At 64.1% G+C, this 21,791-nt stretch carries 20 protein-coding genes; 15 read left to right on the plus strand and 5 right to left on the minus strand.

Annotation, left to right across the window (positions count from 1 at the left end; genetic code table 11):
* The first annotated feature begins 2 nt into the window (after positions 1 to 2).
* The 8 genes from rlmB to WDO72_18560 all read left to right on the plus strand — a co-directional run bounded on the left by rlmB (position 3) and on the right by WDO72_18560 (position 9,516).
* Positions 3 to 770, plus strand: a complete 768-nt coding sequence (gene rlmB, locus WDO72_18525; GenBank protein MEJ0087671.1) for a 23S rRNA (guanosine(2251)-2'-O)-methyltransferase RlmB — start codon at positions 3 to 5, stop codon at positions 768 to 770.
* Between the two features lie 178 nt (positions 771 to 948).
* Entirely contained in the window at positions 949 to 1,356 is a 408-nt protein-coding gene (gene rpsF, locus WDO72_18530; GenBank protein MEJ0087672.1) for a 30S ribosomal protein S6, read from the plus strand.
* The gene (rpsR, locus tag WDO72_18535; protein ID MEJ0087673.1) at positions 1,356 to 1,640 is read left to right on the plus strand and encodes a 30S ribosomal protein S18; all 285 of its coding nucleotides are present in this window, start codon (positions 1,356 to 1,358) and stop codon (positions 1,638 to 1,640) included. Before rpsF ends, rpsR begins: the two co-directional genes overlap by 1 nt.
* A gap of 7 nt (positions 1,641 to 1,647) precedes the next feature.
* On the plus strand, positions 1,648 to 2,097 hold the full coding sequence (rplI, locus tag WDO72_18540; protein MEJ0087674.1) for a 50S ribosomal protein L9: 450 nt from the start codon (positions 1,648 to 1,650) through the stop codon (positions 2,095 to 2,097).
* Positions 2,098 to 2,225: 128 nt separating this feature from the next.
* Positions 2,226 to 4,886 carry a replicative DNA helicase gene (locus tag WDO72_18545; GenBank protein ID MEJ0087675.1) on the plus strand — a complete coding sequence of 887 codons (2,661 nt, stop codon included), beginning with the start codon at positions 2,226 to 2,228 and terminating at the stop codon, positions 4,884 to 4,886.
* Positions 4,883 to 5,977: an alanine racemase gene (gene alr / locus WDO72_18550; GenBank protein MEJ0087676.1), complete on the plus strand. Its 1,095-nt coding sequence runs from the start codon at positions 4,883 to 4,885 to the stop codon at positions 5,975 to 5,977. Before WDO72_18545 ends, alr begins: the two co-directional genes overlap by 4 nt.
* Before the next feature lie 21 nt (positions 5,978 to 5,998).
* A complete protein-coding gene (locus WDO72_18555; protein MEJ0087677.1) occupies positions 5,999 to 6,391 on the plus strand; it encodes a GFA family protein in 393 nt (130 codons plus the stop codon).
* Between the two features lie 182 nt (positions 6,392 to 6,573).
* Positions 6,574 to 9,516, plus strand: a complete 2,943-nt coding sequence (locus WDO72_18560) for a choice-of-anchor I family protein (GenBank protein MEJ0087678.1) — start codon at positions 6,574 to 6,576, stop codon at positions 9,514 to 9,516.
* Between the two features lie 72 nt (positions 9,517 to 9,588).
* On the opposite strand, the gene WDO72_18565 is transcribed toward WDO72_18560, so the two are convergent.
* On the minus strand, positions 9,589 to 10,302 hold the full coding sequence (locus tag WDO72_18565) for an FHA domain-containing protein (GenBank protein MEJ0087679.1): 714 nt from the start codon (positions 10,300 to 10,302) through the stop codon (positions 9,589 to 9,591).
* Positions 10,303 to 10,314: 12 nt separating this feature from the next.
* Positions 10,315 to 11,139, minus strand: coding sequence for a Stp1/IreP family PP2C-type Ser/Thr phosphatase (locus WDO72_18570; GenBank protein ID MEJ0087680.1), 825 nt, complete (start codon positions 11,137 to 11,139; stop codon positions 10,315 to 10,317).
* A 332-nt stretch (positions 11,140 to 11,471) separates the two neighbouring features.
* Between WDO72_18570 and radA the strand changes: the two genes are divergently transcribed.
* Complete coding sequence (radA, locus tag WDO72_18575) at positions 11,472 to 12,821, plus strand: DNA repair protein RadA (protein ID MEJ0087681.1); 1,350 nt, start codon at positions 11,472 to 11,474, stop codon at positions 12,819 to 12,821.
* Here the strand turns inward: radA and WDO72_18580 are convergent.
* A complete protein-coding gene (locus WDO72_18580; protein ID MEJ0087682.1) occupies positions 12,818 to 14,101 on the minus strand; it encodes a CNNM domain-containing protein in 1,284 nt (427 codons plus the stop codon). The two genes, radA and WDO72_18580, sit on opposite strands and share 4 nt — an antisense overlap.
* A 37-nt stretch (positions 14,102 to 14,138) precedes the next feature.
* Between WDO72_18580 and ffh the strand changes: the two genes are divergently transcribed.
* From ffh to sppA, 6 genes are all read left to right on the plus strand, one after another.
* Complete coding sequence (ffh, locus tag WDO72_18585) at positions 14,139 to 15,506, plus strand: signal recognition particle protein (GenBank protein ID MEJ0087683.1); 1,368 nt, start codon at positions 14,139 to 14,141, stop codon at positions 15,504 to 15,506.
* 206 nt (positions 15,507 to 15,712) lie between these two features.
* Positions 15,713 to 15,964 carry a 30S ribosomal protein S16 gene (gene rpsP / locus WDO72_18590; GenBank protein MEJ0087684.1) on the plus strand — a complete coding sequence of 84 codons (252 nt, stop codon included), beginning with the start codon at positions 15,713 to 15,715 and terminating at the stop codon, positions 15,962 to 15,964.
* Positions 15,965 to 15,993: 29 nt separating this feature from the next.
* Positions 15,994 to 16,488, plus strand: coding sequence for a ribosome maturation factor RimM (gene rimM / locus WDO72_18595; protein MEJ0087685.1), 495 nt, complete (start codon positions 15,994 to 15,996; stop codon positions 16,486 to 16,488).
* An 8-nt stretch (positions 16,489 to 16,496) separates the two neighbouring features.
* Entirely contained in the window at positions 16,497 to 17,249 is a 753-nt protein-coding gene (gene trmD, locus WDO72_18600; GenBank protein ID MEJ0087686.1) for a tRNA (guanosine(37)-N1)-methyltransferase TrmD, read from the plus strand.
* On the plus strand, positions 17,242 to 17,586 hold the full coding sequence (gene rplS / locus WDO72_18605) for a 50S ribosomal protein L19 (GenBank protein ID MEJ0087687.1): 345 nt from the start codon (positions 17,242 to 17,244) through the stop codon (positions 17,584 to 17,586). The genes trmD and rplS overlap by 8 nt, the downstream gene beginning before the upstream one ends.
* A 24-nt stretch (positions 17,587 to 17,610) precedes the next feature.
* The gene (gene sppA / locus WDO72_18610) at positions 17,611 to 19,485 is read left to right on the plus strand and encodes a signal peptide peptidase SppA (GenBank protein MEJ0087688.1); all 1,875 of its coding nucleotides are present in this window, start codon (positions 17,611 to 17,613) and stop codon (positions 19,483 to 19,485) included.
* Positions 19,486 to 19,549: 64 nt separating this feature from the next.
* Here sppA and tdh read toward each other — a convergent pair whose 3' ends face one another.
* On the minus strand, positions 19,550 to 20,584 hold the full coding sequence (gene tdh, locus WDO72_18615) for an L-threonine 3-dehydrogenase (GenBank protein MEJ0087689.1): 1,035 nt from the start codon (positions 20,582 to 20,584) through the stop codon (positions 19,550 to 19,552).
* Positions 20,581 to 21,768, minus strand: a complete 1,188-nt coding sequence (locus tag WDO72_18620; GenBank protein ID MEJ0087690.1) for a glycine C-acetyltransferase — start codon at positions 21,766 to 21,768, stop codon at positions 20,581 to 20,583. Before WDO72_18620 ends, tdh begins: the two co-directional genes overlap by 4 nt.
* Positions 21,769 to 21,791: the final 23 nt, after the last annotated feature.

Raw genomic sequence — 21,791 nt, forward strand, 5'->3', positions numbered from 1 at the left:
CGTTGAGCGAGAAGGTGTATGGATTGCACGCGGTGCGTGCCTTGCTGACGCGGCACGCCGAGCGCGTGAGTTCGGTGACCGTCGCCGAGCAGCGCACCGATCCGCGCGTGTCCGAGATCCTCAAGCTCGCGGGCGATGCGGGCAAGACGGTCAAGCGGGTCAAGCCCGAGGTGTTCAAGCAGCTGTTCGGCGATGCCACGCACCAGGGCGTGTTCGCCGAGGTGGCGCCGCTGCCGCCCTGGCGCGAGGAAGAGTTGTTAGCCGCGCTGGTGGCGGCGGAGGGCAAGGCGCCGCTCGTGCTGGTGCTCGATGGCGTGCAGGACCCGCACAATCTCGGCGCCTGCCTGCGCACCGCGGACGCCTGCGGCGCGTTGGCCGTGGTGATCCCCAAGGATCGCGCGGTGCAGATGACCGCGACGGTGCGCAAGGTGGCGGCCGGCGCGGCTGAAACCACGCCGATCGCCGTAGTCACGAATCTCGCGCGCACGCTGCGGCTGCTCAAGGACGCCGGTCTGTGGATCGTGGGCGCGGATGCCGATGCGCCCAAGCTCGCCCATGAGACCGATCTGGCAGGCCCCATCGCGCTGGTCATGGGCGCCGAGGGCACCGGTCTGCGCCAGCTCACGCGCGACACCTGCGACCTGACGGTCCGGCTGCCCCAGCAGGGCGCGGTCGAGAGCCTGAATGTCTCCGTCGCCTCGGGGATGCTGCTGTACGAGGCGCTACGCCAGCGTCTGGCACCCAGGAAGCAGGCGAAGGCTTCGGGTTGATCACGTAAGTTATTGAATCGCCAGTCCCGGCCGGCCCACCGTGGCTTGCCAATGCACCGCCCCTTGAGTATTCTTCGCGCCCGTTTTGAGCCGGGAGAGGCCTGCGAAGGCTTTCGACCGGTTCTCCTTGCTACACCGCCACCCTCAGGCGGGTAGCTCACATCCACAAGGAGCATTCATGAGGCATTACGAAATCGTGTTCCTGGTCCATCCGGACCAGAGCGAACAAGTCCCGGCCATGGTCGAGCGCTACCGCGGCATGATCGCCGCGAATGGCGGCACCGTGCATCGTCACGAAGACTGGGGCCGTCGCCAGCTCACTTTCCCGATCTCCAAGGTCCACAAGGCGCACTACGTGCTGCTGAACGTGGAATGCGATCAGAAGACGCTGGGCGAACTGACCGGCGCGTTCCGTTTCTCCGATGCGGTGCTGCGTCACCTGGTCGTGAACATGGACGAAGCCGTGGTCGAGCCCTCGCCGATGGCGAAGGCTGCGCAGGAAGAGAAGGAAGGCGGACCGCGCCGCGATCGTCGCGACGATTCGCCGTTCGCTTCGGATGACGACGACATGGGAGTAAACGCGTAATGAAAGACGATAAACCGCGTCGTAGTGGTCCGGGTGGCGGTGGTGCAGGCGGCGGTGGCAACCGTTCGTTCTCGCGCCGTCGCAAGTTCTGCCGTTTCACCGCCGAGGGCGTGAAGCAGATCGACTACAAGGACTTGGGCACGCTCAAGCAGTACATCACCGAGACGGGCAAGATCGTTCCGAGCCGCATCACCGGCACGAAAGCGTTCTACCAGCGCCAGCTCTCGTCGGCGATCAAGCGTGCGCGGTACCTCGCGCTGCTGCCGTACACCGACCAGCATTGAGGCCATCATGGACGTCATTCTTTTAACGAAAGTCGCCAACCTCGGCACCATCGGCGATCGCGTCAAGGTGAAGTCGGGTTACGGTCGCAACTTCCTGCTGCCGAAGGGCAAGGCCACGCTGGCGACTCCGGACAACGTCAAGAAGTTCGAGGCGCGCCGCGCCGAGCTCGAGAAGGTTGCACGCGAGCAGTTCCAGGACGCCGAGAGCCGCCAGGCCGCGTTCAAGGACTTCAAGCTGCAGATCTCGGCGAAGGCCGGCACCGAGGGCAAACTGTTCGGTTCGATCGGCACGGCGGACATCGCCGAGGCTGCCACGAAGGCTGGACACAAGGTCGCGCGTTCGGAAGTGCGTCTGCCGACGGGGCCGCTGCGCACGGTTGGCGATCACACGATCACACTGCATCTGCACACGGACATCGACGTGCAGCTGCCGGTGGTGATCACTGCCGAAGACTAAGAGCACTTTCAAGCGCTTGCGAGACGGCACCTGCGGGTGCCGTTTCTTTTTGAGCCCGCCAAAGCGAAATTGATCTAGGCGACGGTCGCGCGAGAGGGGAAACTATTCCCCGTCTTACGGGGTACCCAATGTCCAGCACACCCAAGTTCCGTCGTGAATCTTCAGGCGCGGGCGATCTGCGCGCGCCGCCCCATTCCGTCGAAGCCGAACAGGCGGTGCTCGGTGGGCTCATGCTCGATCGGACCGCCTGGGACAACGTCGGCGACATCGTCGTCGCGGATCATTTTTTCCGCCCGGATCACAAACTCATATTCGAAAGCATCGCGGCGTTGGCGAGCGAGGCGCAGCCCTGCGATCCGGTTACCGTGTCCGAACACTTGCAGCGGCTCGGTGTTCTCAACGACGCGGGTGGCCTTGCCTACCTCGGCACGCTGACGCGCGATACGCCGGGCGCGGCGAATGCTCGCGCGTATGCGGAGATCGTCAAGGAGCGCTCGCTTCTGCGCGACCTGGTCAGCGCGGGCGGTGAGATCGCGAGCTCGGTGTGGAGCGAAGAAGGCGAGAGCGCGCGCGATCTCGTCGATAGGGCCGAGCGCCGCATCTTCGCGATCGCGGAAGGCTCGAGCCGCGGCAAGGGATACGTAAGCGCCAAAGCCGCCTTGCCGGCGTTGATCGATCAGATCGACGATCTGTACAACAACCCCAACAAGCCACGCGGCCTGCCGACCGGCTTCATCGATTTCGATTCCAAGACGGGCGGCCTGCGCGGCGGCGATCTGCTGATCATCGCCGGGCGCCCCTCGATGGGTAAGACGACGCTGGCCATCAATATCGCCGAACACGCGGCACTGAAAGAAGGCGTGCGCGCGTCAGTCGCCATCTTCTCGCTCGAAATGCCCGCGGAACAGCTGCTGACACGCCTGCTGTCGTCGGTGGGCAGCGTGCACCTGGGCAATATCCGCAGCGGCAAGCTGTCCGAGGACGACTGGCCGCGGATCACCGGGGCGACCAAGCAGCTGCAGGACGCGAAGATCTTCATCGACGACACGCCGGCGCTCACGCCGACGGAGTTGCGCGCGCGTGCGCGGCGCATCAAGCGCGAGCATGGGCTCGATCTGATCGTCGTGGACTATCTACAGCTCATGTCGGTGCCCGGCACGAAGGAAAACCGCGCGACGGAGATATCGGAAATTTCGCGTGGCCTGAAGGCGCTGGCCAAGGAGATTCATTGCCCGGTGATCGCATTGTCGCAGCTGAATCGCGGTGTCGAGCAGCGCGAGAACAAGCGGCCGGTGATGTCGGATCTTCGCGAGTGCGTGGCGGGCGATACGCTGGTTTGCCTGACCGATGGCCGCCGCGTCCCTATCGCCTCGCTTGTCGGGCAACAACCCGAAGTCTGGGCGTTGGACGAACAACAGAAACCCGCTCCTGCCCGGGCGGAAATCGTCTGGTCAACCGGCATGAAGCCGGTGTTCGACCTGAAGCTGGCCAGTGGCCGCCGGATTCGTGCCACTCGTGATCATCGCGTGCTGACCGGGACCGGATGGAAGGCGCTCGGAGATTGCGGTGCAGGAGACAGGGTGGCGTTGGCTCGTTCAGTTCCGGACGTCGCGTCTCCGATTGAATGGCCGGAGCACTGGCTCGTACTGCTAGGGCACCTCGTCGGCGACGGTAGTTATCTCAAGCATCAACCCCTTCGATACACCACCGGTTCCGAACTCAACAGTTCGGCCGTCGCGGAGAGCGCTCGGCAATTTGGCAGTCGAGTCTCGCGGCATATTGGTCGCGGAAACTGGCATCAACTGGTGATTGCCGGCAATGGCAACCGCTGGCACGCCAGTGGCGTCGGTGCGTGGCTCAAGGAATTGGGCCTTTTCGGCCAGCGTTCGCACGAGAAGCGTCTTCCATCCGCAGTTTTCCAACTGGGCAATTCGCAGATCGCACTCTTGCTGCGTCATCTCTGGGCGACTGATGGAAGCGTCTCATTACGCCCGTCGACTCAGCGCGGATCGCCGCGCGTGTATTTCGCGACTTGCAGCGAAGGATTGGCTGGAGATGTTTCCGCTTTGCTGCTGCGCCTGGGCATCGTTGCGCGCACCCGTGTTACGCATGCTCCGCTGGGCAGGCCCGTTTTTAGCGTCGATGTCTCTGGATCGGGGGATCAAAAGTTGTTTGTCGAACGGGTCGGCGGATTCGGCCCACGTGCAGCACCGATAGCGCACCTCAGGACGCTGTTGGCCGGCATATCGGCCAACACCAATGTGGACACCCTGCCAAAAGAAATATTCGGCGCGGTTCGGCAACGCATGAAATCCGGCGGCATCAGTCAGCGAGCCATGGCCGCATTACGCGGCACGCGGTATGGCGGAAGCGCGCACTTCAAGTTTGCGCCTTCGAGAGAAGTGATCGCCGAGTACGCCGAACTACTCGATGCGCCGGAACTCAAGGCTTGGGCCGAAGCGCCATTGTTCTGGGATCGGGTCGTTGCCGTGGAAGCTGGCGGTGAAGTCGAGACCTTCGATCTGACCGTACCTGGACACGCGAACTGGTTAGCTGATGGGATCGTTACGCACAATTCGGGGGCAATCGAGCAGGATGCAGACATGATCCTGCTCATCTACCGCGAAGAAGTCTACAACAAGGAGACGCCGAAGAAAGGCGTTGCCGACATCGACCTCGCCAAGCACCGTAATGGTGAGACGGGCGATATCCGTCTGACTTTCCGCGGTCAATTCAGCCGCTTCGAAAATTATGCCGACCCCGCGTACGGCGAAGGAATCATGCGTTGATCCGCCTGATCCGCGCGCTGATCGACAGCGCGGCTCTGCGACACAACCTCGGCACGATTCGCGCGTATGCGCCCGGTGCGAAGGTCATGGCGGTCGTGAAAGCCAATGCATACGGCCACGGCCTTGTCTCGACAGCCCTTGCATTGGCGGATGCGGATTGTTTCGCGGTGGCGCGTCTCGAAGAGGGCATCGCGCTGCGCAGCGCCGGCGTGCGCGCGCCTGTCGTCCTTCTCGAAGGCGTGTTCAGCGCCGAGCAACTCGCCGAAGCCGCGCACCATGGCTTCGAACTGGTCGTACATGACCCGCTGCAGATCAAGCTGTTGGAGGCGCATCGCGGTCTCGAGCGATTCATCGTCTGGATCAAGATGGATACCGGCATGAATCGCCTGGGGTTCCGGCCCGAGGCGTTTGAGCCGGCGCTGACGCGCCTGCGGGCGCTCACCGTGCCCGCGCTCGAGTTGCGCGTCATGACGCATCTCGCGCGCGCCGACGAGCGCGACGTATCCATGACCGGCGAACAACTCGCCACGTTCGAGCGCACGCTCGAACAAGCCGAGCTCACGGGAAAGCAGCGCCTCGCCACCAGCATCGGCAATTCCGCCGGCACGCTCGGCTGGCCACGCGCGCACGGCGACTGGGTGCGCCCGGGGCTTGCGCTCTACGGCGTATCGCCGTTCGCCGGTGAGACCGCCGAGAAACATGGCCTGAAGCCGGTGATGACGCTCGAGACCACGGTACTGACGGTGCGCGAGGTGAAACGCGGCGAGACGGTCGGTTACGCGGGCGCCTGGCGCGCCGAGCGTGACAGCGCCATCGCCATCCTCGCGGCCGGTTATGGCGACGGGCTGCCGCGTCATTTGAACAATGGCACGCCCGTGCTGATCGGCGCCGCGCGTTATCCACTCGTCGGGCGCGTCTCGATGGACATGATCGCGGTGGATGTGACCGGCGCGGGCAAAATCGCCGCGGGCAATCGCGCGGTGGTCTGGGGGGCGGGGCTGCCGGTCGAGGAAATCGCCATCCATGCGGATACCATTCCGTACGAACTACTGTGCGGCGTGAGTCAGCGCGTGCCGCTCGAGCTCACCTAGCGTTGCATCGGAGGAGGCGCAATGGACCGATTCACCGGCGGTTGCCTGTGCGGCGATGTGCGTATCGTGGCGACGGGGGCTCCCTACCGGGTCGGCCTCTGCCATTGCCTCGATTGCCGCAAGCACCATGGCGCGCTGTTTCACGCCTCCGCGATCTTTCCGCAGGACGCGGTGACGATCGAAGGTGAAACGCGTGATTACGCCGGGCGGTTTTTCTGTCCCCGCTGCGGCTCTTCTGTCTTTGCGCGCACGGCGGATGAAATCGAAGTGAGCCTGGGATCGCTGGATGCCCCCGACCGGCTGAAGCCGACTTACGAAAACTGGATCGTGCGGCGCGAATCCTGGCTACCGCCATTTCCGCTCGCGCGGCGTTACGCGCGCGACCGTGAAACTACGGGACGATTCGAACAGTAAGTCGCGGGCGGCCAGCGGGAACGCGGATCCTTCGTAGCCGCGATCAGTCGCTGCGAACCGCGGCACGAAAATAACGCTGCGCTCCAGCACGTGTGCCTTGTCACACGAATGCAACGGCCGCTTGGGTTAATCGCGGCAAACAAACACCGGCGTCGCGCCGGTAAATCCTGAACGGAGAAATCATGACGAGAGTTTCCGGCCGCTTCGTTGCGGCAACTGTTGCCGCATTGACAGTCATCTGCGCTGCCGCTCCCGCGGCGGCGCACGATAGCCGCCACGGGTCTTCGTACCACGGCGGTTATTTTCACCACTGGAAGCTCCGGCACCAGCGCCGTGCCTCCTTCGAGCTCGACGTGCTGGGCTCGTATTCGACCGGCCTCGGCGCGGGCGCGGCGGAAATCGTCGCCTACGATAAAGATTCTCGCCGTCTGTTCCTCATCAACGCGACGGCTTCGAGCGTCGACATCCTGAGCCTGCGCAACCCCGCAGCTCCGACGCTGCTGAAGCGGCTCGACCTGTCCGCCTTGGGTTCACCCAACAGCGTGGACGTGTACGACGGTGTCCTGGCTATTGCGATCCAGGCCGTGGTGAAGACGGATCCCGGTCTCGTTGCCTTCTACACGACCGACGGACAGTCCCTCGGTTCGGCCAAGGTCGGCTCGTTGCCCGACATGCTCACGTTCACGCCCGATGGGCGCAATGTGCTCGTGGCCAATGAAGCCGAGCCCAGTGGTTACGGCGCGGGTTTCACGGATCCGGAAGGCACTGTCAGCATCGTGCGCGTGCCTCACAACCGCAACGAATGGAAAAAATTCGGCAACGGCAGCGTGCGCACCGTGGGCTTCACGCAGTTCAACGGGCAGGAAGCTGCATTGCGTTCCAAAGGCATCCGGATCTATGGGCCGGGCGCCACCGCCGCACAGGACTTCGAACCTGAATACATCGCGGCCTCGGCGGACTCCCGCAAGGCCTACGTGACCCTGCAGGAAAACAACGCCATCGCGGTGATCGATATCGACAAGGCAAAGGTGCTGCAGCTGCTGCCGCTGGGCTACAAAGACTACAGCGCGACGCCCGCGGTGAGCGCCACCTACGAGTGGGACAACCTGCCGTCCATCGGCAGGACCGCCGCTGGCCAGAAGATGACGTTGGGCGGCTTCTCGGGTCTGGCGTACGAAGGCACCACGCGTGACGGAAAACTGAAGTTCATCACGCACACGGACCGCGGCCCGAATGCCGAGCCCACGGGCATCCTGCGCCCCTTCGTGCTGCCGCAGTACCACCCGCGCATCGTGCGCTTCACGCTGGATCCTTCGAACGGCCGTTTCGATCTCACCGAGCAGATCGAATTCAAGCGTCCCGATGGCAGGCCGCTGACGGGTCTGCCGAACACCGCGCTTTCGGGCGACGCCAACCAGGCCTACAACGATGAAGTGCCGGTGGATCTGTTCGGCAAGGTGCTGCCGCTCGATCCGCTGGGCGGCGACTTCGAGGCGATCGTGGTCGGCGACGATGGCAGCTTCTGGCTCGGCGACGAGTACCGCCCGGCTATCTACCACTTCGACAAGAAGGGCGTCCTGCTGCAGCGGTACATCCCGGTGGGCACCCATGCCGCCGCCGGCAAGCCGGTGCCCGCGCCGGGAGTGGCCGGGGAGTTCGGCATCGAAGCGCTGCCGGCCGTCATCGCGCAGCGGCGCCAGAATCGCGGCGTCGAGGCGCTGGCGGAGCTCGACGGCAAGTTGTACGCGTTCGTGCAGAGCCCGGTCCGCAACCCGGTTGCTCTCACCAACGGTGCGTTGAACGCCATGCGCAACGTGCGTGTGGTGGAGTTCGATCCCGAGACGCTGGCCACGCGCCAGTTCCTCTACGAGATGGACAATCCCGTGCCGCTGAATGCCACCGACACGCGCGCGGACAAGATCGGCGACGCCACGGTGTCGGGCAGCGGTGAATTCCTGGTGGTGGAGCGGGACGACGACAACGTGCCCGCCATCGAGCTGCCGGCCATCACCAAGAAGGTGTATTCGTTCACGCTCGGCACGGCCACCGACATCACCGCGCTGGACACTATCTACCCAGTGGTGCGCAACGGCGCGACGGTCAACCTCTCGCTGGACCAGATGACGGTGGATGAACTCGCCACCGTGGGCGTGCGCGGCGTCGTCAAGACGCTGCACGTGGACCTCGCCGCGGCCGGCTACGCCTCGGTGCAGAAAGTGGAGGGTCTGACCATCCTGGACGATGGACGCATTGCCGTGATCAACGACAACGACTTCGGAGTCGCGCAGATCCAGGTGGACAATGCCACGGGCCTGTTCAAGCTCGCGCCCGGTTACAACCCGGAGCCCGTGACGCTCGGACTCATCGATGTACCGGGCCTCGACGCCTCGGACCGCGATTCGAAGATCAGCATCCGCGACTGGCCGCTGCTCGGCATGTATCAACCCGACGCCATCGCGGCCTACCAGGCTCGCGGACGTACCTACCTGGTCACCGCCAACGAAGGCGACGCACGCGACTGGCCGGGTTTTGCCGAAGAGTCGCGGGTCAGCGCGCTCGCGCTGGACCCGGTGGCATTCCCGAATGGCGCCGTGCTCAAGCAGAACGCCAATCTGGGCCGCCACACCGTGACCAAGGCGCTGGGTGATGTCGATGGTGATGGAGATTACGACCGCCTGTACACGCTCGGCGGCCGTTCATTCTCGATCTGGTCCACGTCGGGCGAGCAGGTCTACGACAGCGGCGCGGGGTTCGAGCGCATCACGGCGTTCGATGACGCGGCGCACTTCAATGCCAGCAACGACAACACCAACTTCGACGACCGTTCCGACAACAAGGGACCGGAGCCGGAAGGAGTGGCGTTGGGCGAGATCGACGGTCGCACCTATGCGTTCATCGGCCTCGAGCGCACTGGCGGGCTCATGATGTACGACGTGACCGACCCGTCGGAGACCTTCTTCGTCGACTTTCTCAACAACCGGGATTTCGACGCTGGCACCGGCGACCTGGGACCCGAAGGTGTGCACTTCATCCCCGCCCGCGAAAGCCCGAACGGCCAGCCGCTCGTGGCGGTGGCCAACGAGATCAGCGGCACCGTGACGCTGTACGCGGTGAAGAAGAAGTAGCCCGCACAACGTGGGGCAAACAAAAGGGCCGGGTTCTCGCGAACCCGGCCCTTCTTTGTTTCTGCGCTGACCCTAGGCTTCGAAGAAGCCCATCTTCACGCCCGCCAGCTGGATCACGTCGTTGTCCGTGAGCTTGCGAGCCTGGCTGCCGATGGCGGTGCCGTTGACCAGCGGATAATTGTTAGGCGTATCGCTGTCGACGTGCACGATGAAGAAGCCATCCTGCCGGCGCGTGATCGCGGCGACCTGGATACCCGGCCGGCCGAGCGTCGTCAGCGCCTTGTTCAGCTCCAGCTCGCGGCCCGCGAAGGAGCCCGAGAGAACCTGCAGCTTGGCCTTCTTGACCGGCGTCTTGCCGTCGAGACTCTTGCGCACGCCGCTGGCGGACACATCCGCGGAAACTTTTTCCGCCCGGTCCTTGGCCGCCTGCATCTTCTCGGCCGCGGGGCGCGACGACGGCTGGATGACCATCGTCTTTTCGAATTCGTCCTGGGCCTCGTCGTCTTCGACGAAGCGCAGCTGGTGGTGGCCCACCGTCACGACGTCGCCGTGCTGCATCGCATGCTTCTTGATGAGCTTGCCGTTCACGTACGTGCCGTTGGTGCTGTTCAGATCCTCGAGGAATGAATCGTTGAGGATGTTGATGATCAGCGAGTGATGACCCGACACCGCCGAATTGTCGATGCGGATGTCATTGTCGGGGAGCCGGCCAATGGTGTACCGCTCCTTGTTCATGTTGTATTCGGCGAGGACCTGGTTATCCAGGCTTAAGACCAGACGTGCCATTGTTTTCGTCCCTTAACTGAACCAGCCAAGAAGTTTGTCCATCACTCCGCGACTCGCCGGGAACGCTTCGTTCGCCTGCGCGAGCACCACCGAGACGTTGTCGCGACCGCCGTTCTCGTTGGCTAACTGAATCAACTGCTTAGCAACCGTATCTAGGTTAGCACCAAAGGTGCTTATAGTTAAACGGATGTCTTCATCTTCGACCATGTCGGACAAACCGTCCGAGCACAGGATGAAGATATCGCCCTTGTCCACCGGGTGTTCCTGCACCTCGACGTCCACCTGGGGTTCGACTCCCAGCGCGCGGGTCACGTAGTTCTTGTTGGCGGCGCGCTGCGCTTCTTCGGGTGAGTAGAAGCCGCGATCCACCAGTTCCTGAAGTAGTGAGTGGTCCATGGTCACCTGGGCGATGGCGCTGCCGCGCTGGCGATACAGGCGCGAGTCACCCACGTGCGCGATGGAGATCTTGTTGTCGTAGAACAGGGCGGCGACCACGGTCGTGCCCATGCCTTCGCATTCGGCCTGCGAACGCGCGGTCTGATAGATGATCTTGTTTGCGCGAGTGATGGCGTCTCGCAGCACGATGGACGGGCGGGTGAGGCCGGTGCTGCGGTCGATCGAGCCGAGATCCTCGCGCGCCAATCCTTCCCGGACCAGGTTCGTGATGGTCTTGACCGCGATGCCGCTGGCAACTTCACCGGCGTTGTAGCCGCCCATGCCATCAGCAAGGACCAGCAAGCCGACTTCGACGTCGGATGCGATGGTGTCCTCGTTGTGTTCGCGGACGCGTCCCGTGTCGGTCTGGCCAACAAAGGTGAGCTTGCCCTTCAAAGTCACGGGCGAACCCCACGGACGCATCGATGTTCAGCGTGTTCTTCGTTCACAAGGCGTCAACACCAAAATGAGTCCTCAACGGCAGCATTGCTTCCGTCCGCTTCCCCGCGAATGCCATAACCTACCAGCAGCACGGGCGTGTGCCGGTGCAATAAGTCACACTTCATCCAGCGGTGAGCGACGAAAATCAACGACCTAGGACCGCAATGCTAAGCCACAGCGGGTCGTGGTGCACCGGACTACTGCACACTAGGTGCTCCGCCGGCCCAAAGTCTGTCAGCCCCATGAACTTCGTCACGCTTTCCGGACCGGTGAAAAGAGGGATTTGCTGAAAAATGGCCAAGCCGGCGATCGTTTTCGTCTGCGCCGAATGCGGCGCCGAAACCCTGAAATGGCAGGGGCAATGCCCCCAGTGCGGGCAGTGGAACACCCTGGAACAGCGCGCCGTCGCGCGGCGGCCGGCGGGCGCCACGCCCGCCTCGAACGCGCCGGCCGCGCCGCCGCGGGAGCTGGAAACACTTGATCTGCCGCGCCTTTCGACCGGCATGGGCGAGCTCGACCGGGTGCTCGGCGGAGGCTTGATCCCGGGTTCGGTGACCTTGCTAGGTGGCGAACCCGGCATCGGCAAGTCCACGCTGCTGCTGCAGCTCGCCAACCATGTGGCCCGCTCCACCCCGACGCTGTACCTGTCCGCCGAAGAATCGGTGGGTCAGATCGGTCTGCGCGCCCGGCGGCTCTCGGTCGGGGCTTCGAACCTGCGGGTGATCGCGGACACCGATCTCGAAGGCGTCATGGCCCGGGCGCGCGACGAGCAGACCCGCGTGCTGATCGTCGATTCCATCCAGACCGTGCAGATTGCATCGCTCGGTACGGCGGCCGGCGCGATCACCCAGCTCAAGGAATGCACGGCGCAGCTGGTGCGTTTCGCCAAGAGCACCGGTACCAGCGTGGTCATCGTGGGTCACGTGACCAAGGACGGCGCGATCGCGGGTCCGCGAGTGCTCGAGCACCTGGTCGACACGGTCTTGTACTTCGAGAGCGATGCCTCGAGCCGTTTTCGCAACGTGCGCGCCACCAAGAACCGGTTCGGTTCGGTGGGCGAACTGGCGTTCTTCCACATGGACGAGCAGGGGCTGCGCGAGGTCCGCAACCCCTCGGCGATATTCCTGGCGCGCTCGGGCGCGCCCGCGCCGGGCAGCATCGTGACCGTGACGCGTGACGGCCGCCGGCCGCTGCTGGTGGAGTTGCAGGCGCTGGTCGATCGCATGCGCTTCGGTTCGCCGCGGCGCGTCGCGCAGGGCCTGGATGCGCAGCGCGTCGCCATGTTGTTAGCCGTGATGAACCGCCACGGTGGCGTGTCACTGCAGGAACACGACGTGTTCGTGAACCTGGTGGGCGGGCTCGAGGTCACCGAGACCGCCTGCGATCTGCCGGTCGTGCTGGCGCTGGCGTCGAGCCTGGCCGGCAAACCCATCGCGCAGTCGATCGTCGCGTTTGGCGAGATCGGTCTCACGGGTGAACTGCGCCCGGTCGCCTACGGAGAGGAGCGATTGCGCGAAGCCGCCAAGCAGGGTTTCACCACCGCGTTGATCGCCAGGGAGAACGCCCCGCGCGTGCCCATCGAGGGCTTGGCGGTCCGCGAGTTGTCCCGCATCGACGCGGCGCTACAGGCAGCGCTCGGTTAGTCCGCGGCCGCGGCAGACGCCGATCTCTGCGCGCGCACCGTGCGGATCGTGTTCTCGCCGATCTGCAGCACTTCGAACTCGTATTCGCCCACGGTCACGTGTGCGCCGGCTTCGGGCAGCGTTTCGAGCTGTTCGACCAGCAGCCCGTTCAGCGTCTTCGGGCCGTCGGTGGGCAGCTGCCAGCCGAGCGAGCGGTTGAGCGCGCGGATCGTGGCGCTGGCATTGACGATGAACACGCCCGGGCCTTCGCGATGCACGTGTTTGTGTGTGACGGTCGCCGGATCGGTGGTGAATTCGCCGACGATCTCTTCCAGGATGTCCTCGAGCGTGACGAAGCCCTGGATGTCGCCGTATTCGTCGACCACGAACGCCATGCGGCGCCGGTTGCGCTGGAACTGGTTGAGCTGCACGGTGAGCGCGGTGCCTTCGGGCACGAAGTACGGCTCGCGCGCCTGGGCGAGTTCGATGAGCCGCTCGCGGGTGAGGGTGTCGCGCGCCAGCTCCTGCGCGACACGTTTCATGTGAACGATGCCGATGAGATTGTCGAGCTCGCCCTCGTAGCAAGGCAGGCGCGTGTGCGGCGTCTGTCGCAGCTGATCGAGGATGTCTTCCCAGTTGTCGTCGACGTTGATCGACGCGATGTCCTGGCGCGGGATCATGATGTCGTTCACGGTGATGTGTTCCAGATCGAGGATCGAGAGCAACATCTGCCGGTGGCGCGTGGGAATCATCGGGCCCGCCTCGGCGACCACCGAGCGCAGTTCTTCCGCCGACATGGTGCTGCCATCGGCACGCGTGGGCTTCACGCCGAAGATGCGCAGGAACCCGTACGCCGCCTTGTTGGTGAACCAGCTGATCGGCGTCATGACGAACACCAGCAGCTTGTAGATGTAGGTGGACGACATCGCCACCGGATCGGGCTTGAGCGAGGCGTAGATCTTGGGCGCGAGCTCGCAGAACACGATCATGAACACCGACAACACGCCCATCGTCACGGGGATCGCGTGTTCGTAGTGGGTGCGCTGCGCTAACAACGTGGCGATGGAAGAGGCGGCGACGCTGGCCAGGGCGAGCAGCACGAGGTTCGCGCCCAGCCAGTTGTCGGGCTTCGCCAATAACGCGTCGAGCGCCTTGGCGGTGCGTTTGCCGGCCTTGGCGGCGGCGCGGATCTTGTACCGGTTGGCGGACAACATCGCGACTTCGGTGCCCGAGGAAAACGCGATGAGCAGCAGCAGCACGACTAACGCGATGCCGAGGATGTAGGACGGTGCGTTTTGCATATGCCCCATAGCATAGGGCTTCTATAATCCCGCCCCTATGGCACTTTTCGAAAACCTGACTGCACGCCTTTCGCGCACCGTCGACACGCTGCGCGGGCGCGGCCGCATCACCGAGGAAAACGTCGGCGAGTCCCTGCGCGAAGTGCGCATGGCCCTGCTCGAGGCCGACGTCGCGCTGCCGGTGGTCAAGACCTTCATCGAGCGCGTCAAGCAGAAGGCGCTGGGCGCCGAAGTCACGGGCAGCCTCACCCCCGGCCAGGCCTTTGTCGGCATCCTGCACAAGGAGCTGGTTGCGTTGATGGGTGGCGAGCGCCAGAGATTCGAACTGCGCGCGCAGCCGCCGGTCGTGGTGTTGTTAGCCGGCCTGCAAGGCGCCGGCAAGACCACCACCGCCGGCAAACTCGCGCGCTGGTTGATCGAACAGAAAAAACGCGTCTTGTTAGTCAGCACGGACATCCGCCGCCCGGCCGCGGTGCTGCAGCTGCAGCGGTTGTCGGAGCAGGTGGGCGCGGGCTTCTTCCCGACCGACGTCAAACACAAGCCCGCCGACATCGCACGCGACTCGCTCGATGCCGCGCGCAAGGGTGTGTATGACGTGTTGATCGTCGACACCGCCGGCCGTTTGCACGTCGATGCGGAATTGATGGAAGAGGTGAAGGAGATCGAGCGCGCGGTGGAAACACACGAGCGCCTGTTCGTCATCGACGCGATGGCCGGGCAGGACGCGGTGAATTCCGCGCGGGCCTTTGGGGCCGCGCTCGATCTTACTGGCGTCATCCTTACCAAGGCCGATGGCGATGCGCGCGGCGGCGCCGCGTTGTCGGTACGCGAAGTCACCGGCAAACCCATCGTCATGGTGGGCATGGGCGAGAAGCTCGATGCGCTCGAGCCATTCGATGCGGAGCGTATGGCCGGCCGCATCCTCGGCATGGGCGACGTGGTCGCGCTGGTGGAGCAGGTCACACGCCAAGTCGACGTGGAGGAAGCCCAGAAGCTCGCCAAGAAGGTGGCGAAGGGCAAGGGCTTCGACCTCGTGGATCTCAAGAGCCAGCTCGAGCAATTGCAAAAGATGGGCGGTGTCGGCGCGCTGATGGACAAATTGCCGTCGGCGGCCATGAAAGGCGCCGCGATGCCGCCGGATCAGGGCGACAAGGACGTGCGGCGCCAGATCGCCATCATCAATTCCATGACCCGGAAGGAGCGCCGCAATCCGGGGCTGCTCGACGGCTCCCGCCGCCGTCGCATCGCCACCGGGGCGGGAGTGCAGGTCCAGGACGTCAATCGCCTCATGAAGCAGTTCCTGGATATGCAGAAAATGATGAAAAGCATGTCCGGGGGGCGAATGAAACGCATGATGCAGGCCATGAAGGGCGGCGGGATGCCGCCGGGCTTCCCTGGCCGCTGAGTGGCGCCGGGAACGGGCTGGAATCGAGGTCTGAGCCGGTTTTCAACGGCTTGCACCGGGGTTCCGCTGGCGCGGGACGAAATTGAGGCCAGGCCCCAAACAGGACTACCCCCAAGGTACTGATTTGCGTAGAATCCGCGCTCTTTTTTGGCCGGCCGGGTGGGGCTTTTCCGACCCGGGGCTACGTAACTCGAAGGTTTAATGACATGGTGACAATTCGTCTGACCCGCCGCGGTGCCACTAACACGCCGTTCTATCACGTCGTGGTGACCGACAGCCGCAAGCGCCAGGGTGGCAAGAGCCTGGAGCAGGTCGGTTTCTTCAACCCGAAAGCGGTGAAGTCCGAGACCAAGCTCAAGCTCGACATCGCGCGCATCGAATACTGGTTGTCCAAGGGCGCGCAGCAGTCCGACCGCGTGAAGCAGCTGGTCACCACGTTCCGCAAAGCGAACGCCTGATCGCAGCTTGTTAGTTGGAGGGTGCTTGTTTGAGCGACCCCCAGCGCATTGAAGTAGGCAGATTGGGAGCGGCGCACGGGGTGCGCGGCTGGTTGCGGGTGCAATCCTTCACGGAGCCGCCGCAACGGTTGTTCGAGTGGCGCGTCTGGCACCTGCAATCCCGCGGCGAAGTGAAAGTGCTGGAAGTGCGACCCCAGGGTAATGGCTGGATCGTGCATCTGGAAGGTGTCGACGAACGCGACGGCGCCGCCCGGCTCACCGGGCAGATGGTCCTGGTGGAGCGCGAGCTGCTGCCGCCGGCCGAGGGGCGCGAACACTATCGCGACGACCTGGTCGGGTTCGAGGTGAAGAATGTCGAAGGAGTGTTGCTGGGGGTGGTCGATCATTTCATCGACACGCCGGGCAACGCGGTGATGATCATCAAGGGTGTGCGCGAGTACCTGGTACCGGTGACGCGCGAGCACCTGCGCAGTGTCGACAAAGTCGCTCGCGCGGTGGTCGTGGATTGGCCCGAGGATTTCTGACACGACTCATGCACATCGAAGTCGTGACATTGTTTCCGGAGCTCATCCAGCAGTCGCTGAAGATGGGCGTGCTCGGGCGCGCGGTCGAGCGGCAGTTGATTCGGGTCGGTTGCGAAGACCCACGGGTACATACGCGCGACGTGCATCGCACCGTGGACGACCGGCCTTATGGCGGCGGCCCGGGAATGGTTCTGAAGCCCGAGCCGATGTCGGCGGCAATCGATGCCGCGGCGGGGCGGGCGCCGGCAGTTTCGCCGCGCATCTATATGTCGGCGCAGGGCGTGCCTTTCACGCAGCGCCTGGCGGAAGAGTTTTCGAAGCTGCCGGGCCTGGTCCTGGTGGCGGGGCGATACGAAGGTCTCGACGAACGAGTCATCGAATCGCGTATAGATAGAGAAGTGTCGGTAGGCGATTACGTGTTGTCCGGTGGCGAATTCCCGGCGCTCGTGATCATCGACGCGGTGGCGAGACTGCTGCCGGGAGTGCTCGGGGACGAGCGTTCGAACGTCGAGGAGTCTTTCGACCAGGGGTTGCTCGATTGGCCGCATTACACGCGGCCGGTGGAGTTCGAGGGCCGGACGGTGCCGCAGGTTCTGCAGGGCGGCAACCACGCTGATATCCAGCGCTGGCGTTTGAAGCAGGCGGTCGCGCGCACCTGGATGCGCCGGCCCGATTTGATTGCGCGGGGCGGATTGCCGGCTGATGCGGCGAAACTCCTCGATGAATTTCTCGCTGAACGCGAAGGTGAACGACATGGCTAACATCATTCAAGAACTCGAAAAGGCGCGCATGACGCGCAAGCTGCCGGACTTCAATCCTGGTGACACCGTCGTGGTGCAGGTCAAGGTGAAGGAAGGCGATCGCGAGCGTGCACAGGCTTACGAAGGCATCGTGATCGCCAAGAGCAATCGCGGCCTCAACTCCTCTTTCACGGTGCGCAAGATCTCGCACGGCGAAGGCGTGGAACGCACGTTCCAGACGCACAGCCCGTCGATCAGCGAAGTCGAAGTGAAGCGCCGCGGCAGCGTGCGTCGCGCCAAGCTGTACTACCTGCGGGATCTGTCGGGCAAGGCTGCCCGCATCGAAGAGAAGGTCTAACCACTCTTTGAAGGTGCAGGAAACATGATCGGCCGGATCTTCGTCGGCATCTGGCGCGGCCTCGACGGGCTGCGCAAGTTCCTGCACCTTTTATTGCTGCTGCTGATATTCGGCGTCGTCGTCGGGGCGCTGAATACTTCGATTCCGCACATCCAGGACGCCTCCGCGCTGGTCATCCGGCCGAAAGGCACGATCGTCGAGCAGCTGAGTGGCAGCCCGGTCGACCAGGCCATCGCCCGTGCCCAGGGCGACGCGCAGAGCGAAACCCTGCTGTGGGATCTCATCGACGCGCTCAAGGCGGCGAAGAAGGATTCCCGCATCAAGGCGGTCGTGCTCGATCTCAACGAGATGTCGGGCGGCGGCCAGCCCACGCTCGCCGAGTTCACGGCGGCCATCAAGGACTTCCGCAGCTCAGGCAAGAAGGTGATCGCGCAGTCCACCTACTTCGGCCAGGAGCAGTTCTACGTCGGCGCCTCCGCCGATGAGGTCTACCTCGACCCGATGGGCATGGTGGCCATCGACGGGTACGAACGTTACCGGATGTTCTACAAGGATCTGTTCGACAAGCTCGGTGTCGAGATGAACCTGTTCCGCGTGGGCGCTTACAAGAGCGCGGCGGAAGTCTACGTGCGCACCGACATGTCACCCGAAGAACGCGAAGAGAGTCTCGCGTATCTCAATGCGCTGTGGCTCAGTTACCGCACCGCGGTGGCCGAGGCGCGCGGCCTCAAGGCCGACGACATCAGCGCCTACGTGGCGAATTCCGTGCCCGCGTTGCTGGCGCTCAAGGGTGACGCCGCGAAGATGGCGCTCGACGCCAAACTCGTCACCGCGCTCAAGTCCTCGCTCGAAGTCGACCGCCGCATGGTCGAGCTGGTCGGCAGCGATTCAGACGAGGACACGAAGGAAAAAATCGAAGCGGACGAGAGCGACGCTGGCGAGACCTACAATTCCACGTCGCTCGAAGATTACTTGCGCATCGTGCACGCCGAGCAGAAGGCGCGTGGCGCGGGCAAGAAGAAGGTCGGTGTCATCGTGGCGGCGGGTGAAATTCTCGACGGTTCGCAGCCGCCGGGCACCGTGGGTGGCGAGAGCACTTCGGAGCTGATCCGCCAGGCGCGCCATGACGACGACATCAAGGCCATCGTGCTGCGGGTGGATAGCCCGGGCGGCAGCGTGTTCGCCTCCGAGCAGATCTACCGCGAAGTGCGCGCCGCGCAGAAGGACGGCAAGCCGGTGGTCGTGTCGATGGGCGACCTGGCGGCATCCGGCGGCTACTACATCTCGGCTTCGGCCGATGAGATCTGGGCGCATCCGGCCACGATCACCGGATCGATCGGCATCTTCGGCGCCATTCCGACCTTCCAGAACACCTTGCAGAAGATCGGCGTCAACGTCGACGGTGTCGGAACCACCAGTCTTTCAGGCCAGCTGCGGCTCGATCGCGCGCTCGGCGAAGACGCCAAGAAGCTGCTGCAGTCGGCCATCGAACACGGCTACGACGAATTCCTGCAGCGCGTCTCGGATGGCCGCAAGAAGACGCGCGACGAGGTGCATGCCATCGCGCAGGGCCGGGTGTGGATCGGCACCGATGCCAAGAACAATGGCCTGGTCGACCAGCTCGGCCTGTTCGACGACGCGGTGAAATCGGCCGCGAAGCGCGCCAAGCTCGAGACCTACGATGTCGAGCGCATCGAACCCGAACTCACGTGGGCGGAATCGATCGCGCTGCAGATCAAGGTCTGGTTCGCGCGGACGTTCGTGGGTGAAGTGGTTGCGCGCGTGCCCGCGCTCCAGGTGGCGCACGACCTCGAGCCGCTGCAGCGGGAGCTCACCCGCTGGACGCGCATGAATGCGCGCGATCACCGCTACGTCTACTGCTTCTGCGACGTCCGCTAGGCGTCCGCCGGATCCCGCCGAGATTTTGACCCGGCACGCACGGGTTTATTAACGCTCAACGACGTCAGTTGAGCGTGCCCCAGTCGAGGATCACCTTGCCCGACTGGCCCGAGCCCATCGTCTCGAAGCCGCGCTGGAATTCCTGGATGGGAAAGTGATGCGTGATCACCGGCGTGATGTCGAGCCCGGCCTGCAGCAGCGCCGCCATCTTGTACCAGGTCTCGAACATCTCGCGGCCGTAGATGCCGCGCATGTTGAGGCCCTTGAAGATCACCTGGTTCCAGTCGATCGCGGTCTCGCCGGGCGGGATGCCCAGCAACGCGACGCTGCCGCCGTGGTGCATCGTGCGCAGCATGTCCCTGAAAGCCGTGGGGTTGCCCGACATTTCGAGGCCAACGTCGAAGCCTTCCTGCATTCCCAGGCCTTTCATCACGTCGTCGAGCTTCTCGCGCGTGACATTCACCGCGCGCGTGGCGCCCATCTTCTGCGCGAGGCCCAGCCGATAGTCGTTCACGTCGGTGATGACCACGTGGCGCGCGCCGACACGTTTGGCGATGGCTACCGCCATGATGCCAATGGGGCCGGCGCCGGTGATCAACACGTCTTCGCCCACCATGTTGAAGGCGAGGGCGGTATGCGTTGCGTTGCCGAATGGATCGAGAATGCTGGCGATGTCGTCGGTGACGGCGTCGGGTAGTTTGAAGGCGTTGCTGGCGGGGATCGCGAGGTACTCGGCGAAGCAGCCCTGCCGGTCGACTCCTACGCCCACGGTGTTGATGCACAGGTGGCGACGGCCGGCGCGGCAGTTGCGGCAGTAGCCGCAGGTCAGATGGCCCTCACCCGACACGCGGTCGCCGACCGCAAAGCCGCGCACTTCGCTGCCCATGTCGACGATGCGGCCGAAGTATTCGTGGCCGACGGCCATGGGCACCGGGATGGTCTTCTGCGCCCACGCATCCCAGTTGTAGATGTGCATGTCGGTGCCGCAGATGGCGGTCTTGCCGATCTTGATGAGCACGTCGTTGGGGCCGACCTTCGGCACCTCGATGTCCTTCATCCAGATGCCGGGTTTTGCTTCGCTTTTGACCAATGCTTTCACTTGATGAGCTCCAGTTCGCGGCCAACCTTGATGAACGCCGCGAGCGCGCGATCGAGCTGCGCGTCTGTCAACCCCGCGGACATCTGCGTGCGGATGCGCGCCTCGCCCTTCGGGACCACGGGGAAAGAGAAACCGATGACGTAGATGCCTTCGCCCAGCAATTTATCGGCGAAGCGGGCCGCCAGCGCCGCATCGCCGATCATCACCGGGATGATCGGATGATCGCCGGGCAGTAGTTTGAAACCCGCGGCCTGCAAGCCGGCGCGGAACTTGCGGGCGTGACCAAACAAGGTTTCACGCAGGGCGGGCATGTTCTCGACGAGGTCGAGCGCGCGCAGCGTCACGGCCGCGACCACGGGCGGAATGCTGTTCGAAAACAAGTAAGGCCGGGAACGCTGCCGCAGCCAGGCGATCGCATTCGCGCGCCCGCTGGTGTATCCGCCGCTGCCGCCGCCCAGCGCCTTGCCGAACGTGCCGGTCAGGAAATCGATGCGGCCCGCGACGCCGCAGTGTTCTGGAGTGCCGCGGCCGCCGGCGCCCATGAAGCCGGTCGCATGCGAGTCGTCGACCATGACCAGCGCGTTGTATTTGCCGGCGAGCTCGCAGATTTCGCGCAGCGGCGCGATGCTGCCGTCCATCGAGAACACGCCGTCGGTTGCGATCAGCCGGGTGCGCGAACTCTGGGTGTCCTTCAGGTGCTGCTCGAGCTCGGCGAGGTTGCGGTTCGCGTAGCGCAGGCGCCGGGCTTTGCAGAGGCGGACACCATCGATGATGCTGGCATGGTTCAACGCGTCGGAGATGATCGCGTCTTCTTCGTTCAACACCGTCTCGAACAGCCCGCCGTTAGCGTCCCAGCACGACGAATAGAGGATCGTGTCCTCGGTGCCGAGGAATTTCGACAGCGCCGCTTCGAGCTGCTTGTGCGCCGTCTGCGTGCCGCAGATGAAACGCACCGACGCCATGCCGTAGCCATAACGGTCGATGGCCCGATGCGCGGCCTCGCGGATGGCGGGGTGGCTCGCGAGGCCCAGGTAGTTGTTAGCGCAGAGATTGATGACGTCGGCGTCGTTGGCGCGGATCGACCCGGCCTGCGGGCTCGAAATCACGCGCTCCGACTTGAACAGGCCCTGCTGGCGCAATTCCTCGAGCTGCGAGTCGAGACGATCGAAAAATGGCAGATCCAAGAAGGAACCTCGGGTAAGGGAAA

This window comes from Pseudomonadota bacterium, assembly GCA_037200975.1.
Classification (GTDB): Bacteria; Pseudomonadota; Gammaproteobacteria; order Steroidobacterales; family Steroidobacteraceae; genus CADEED01.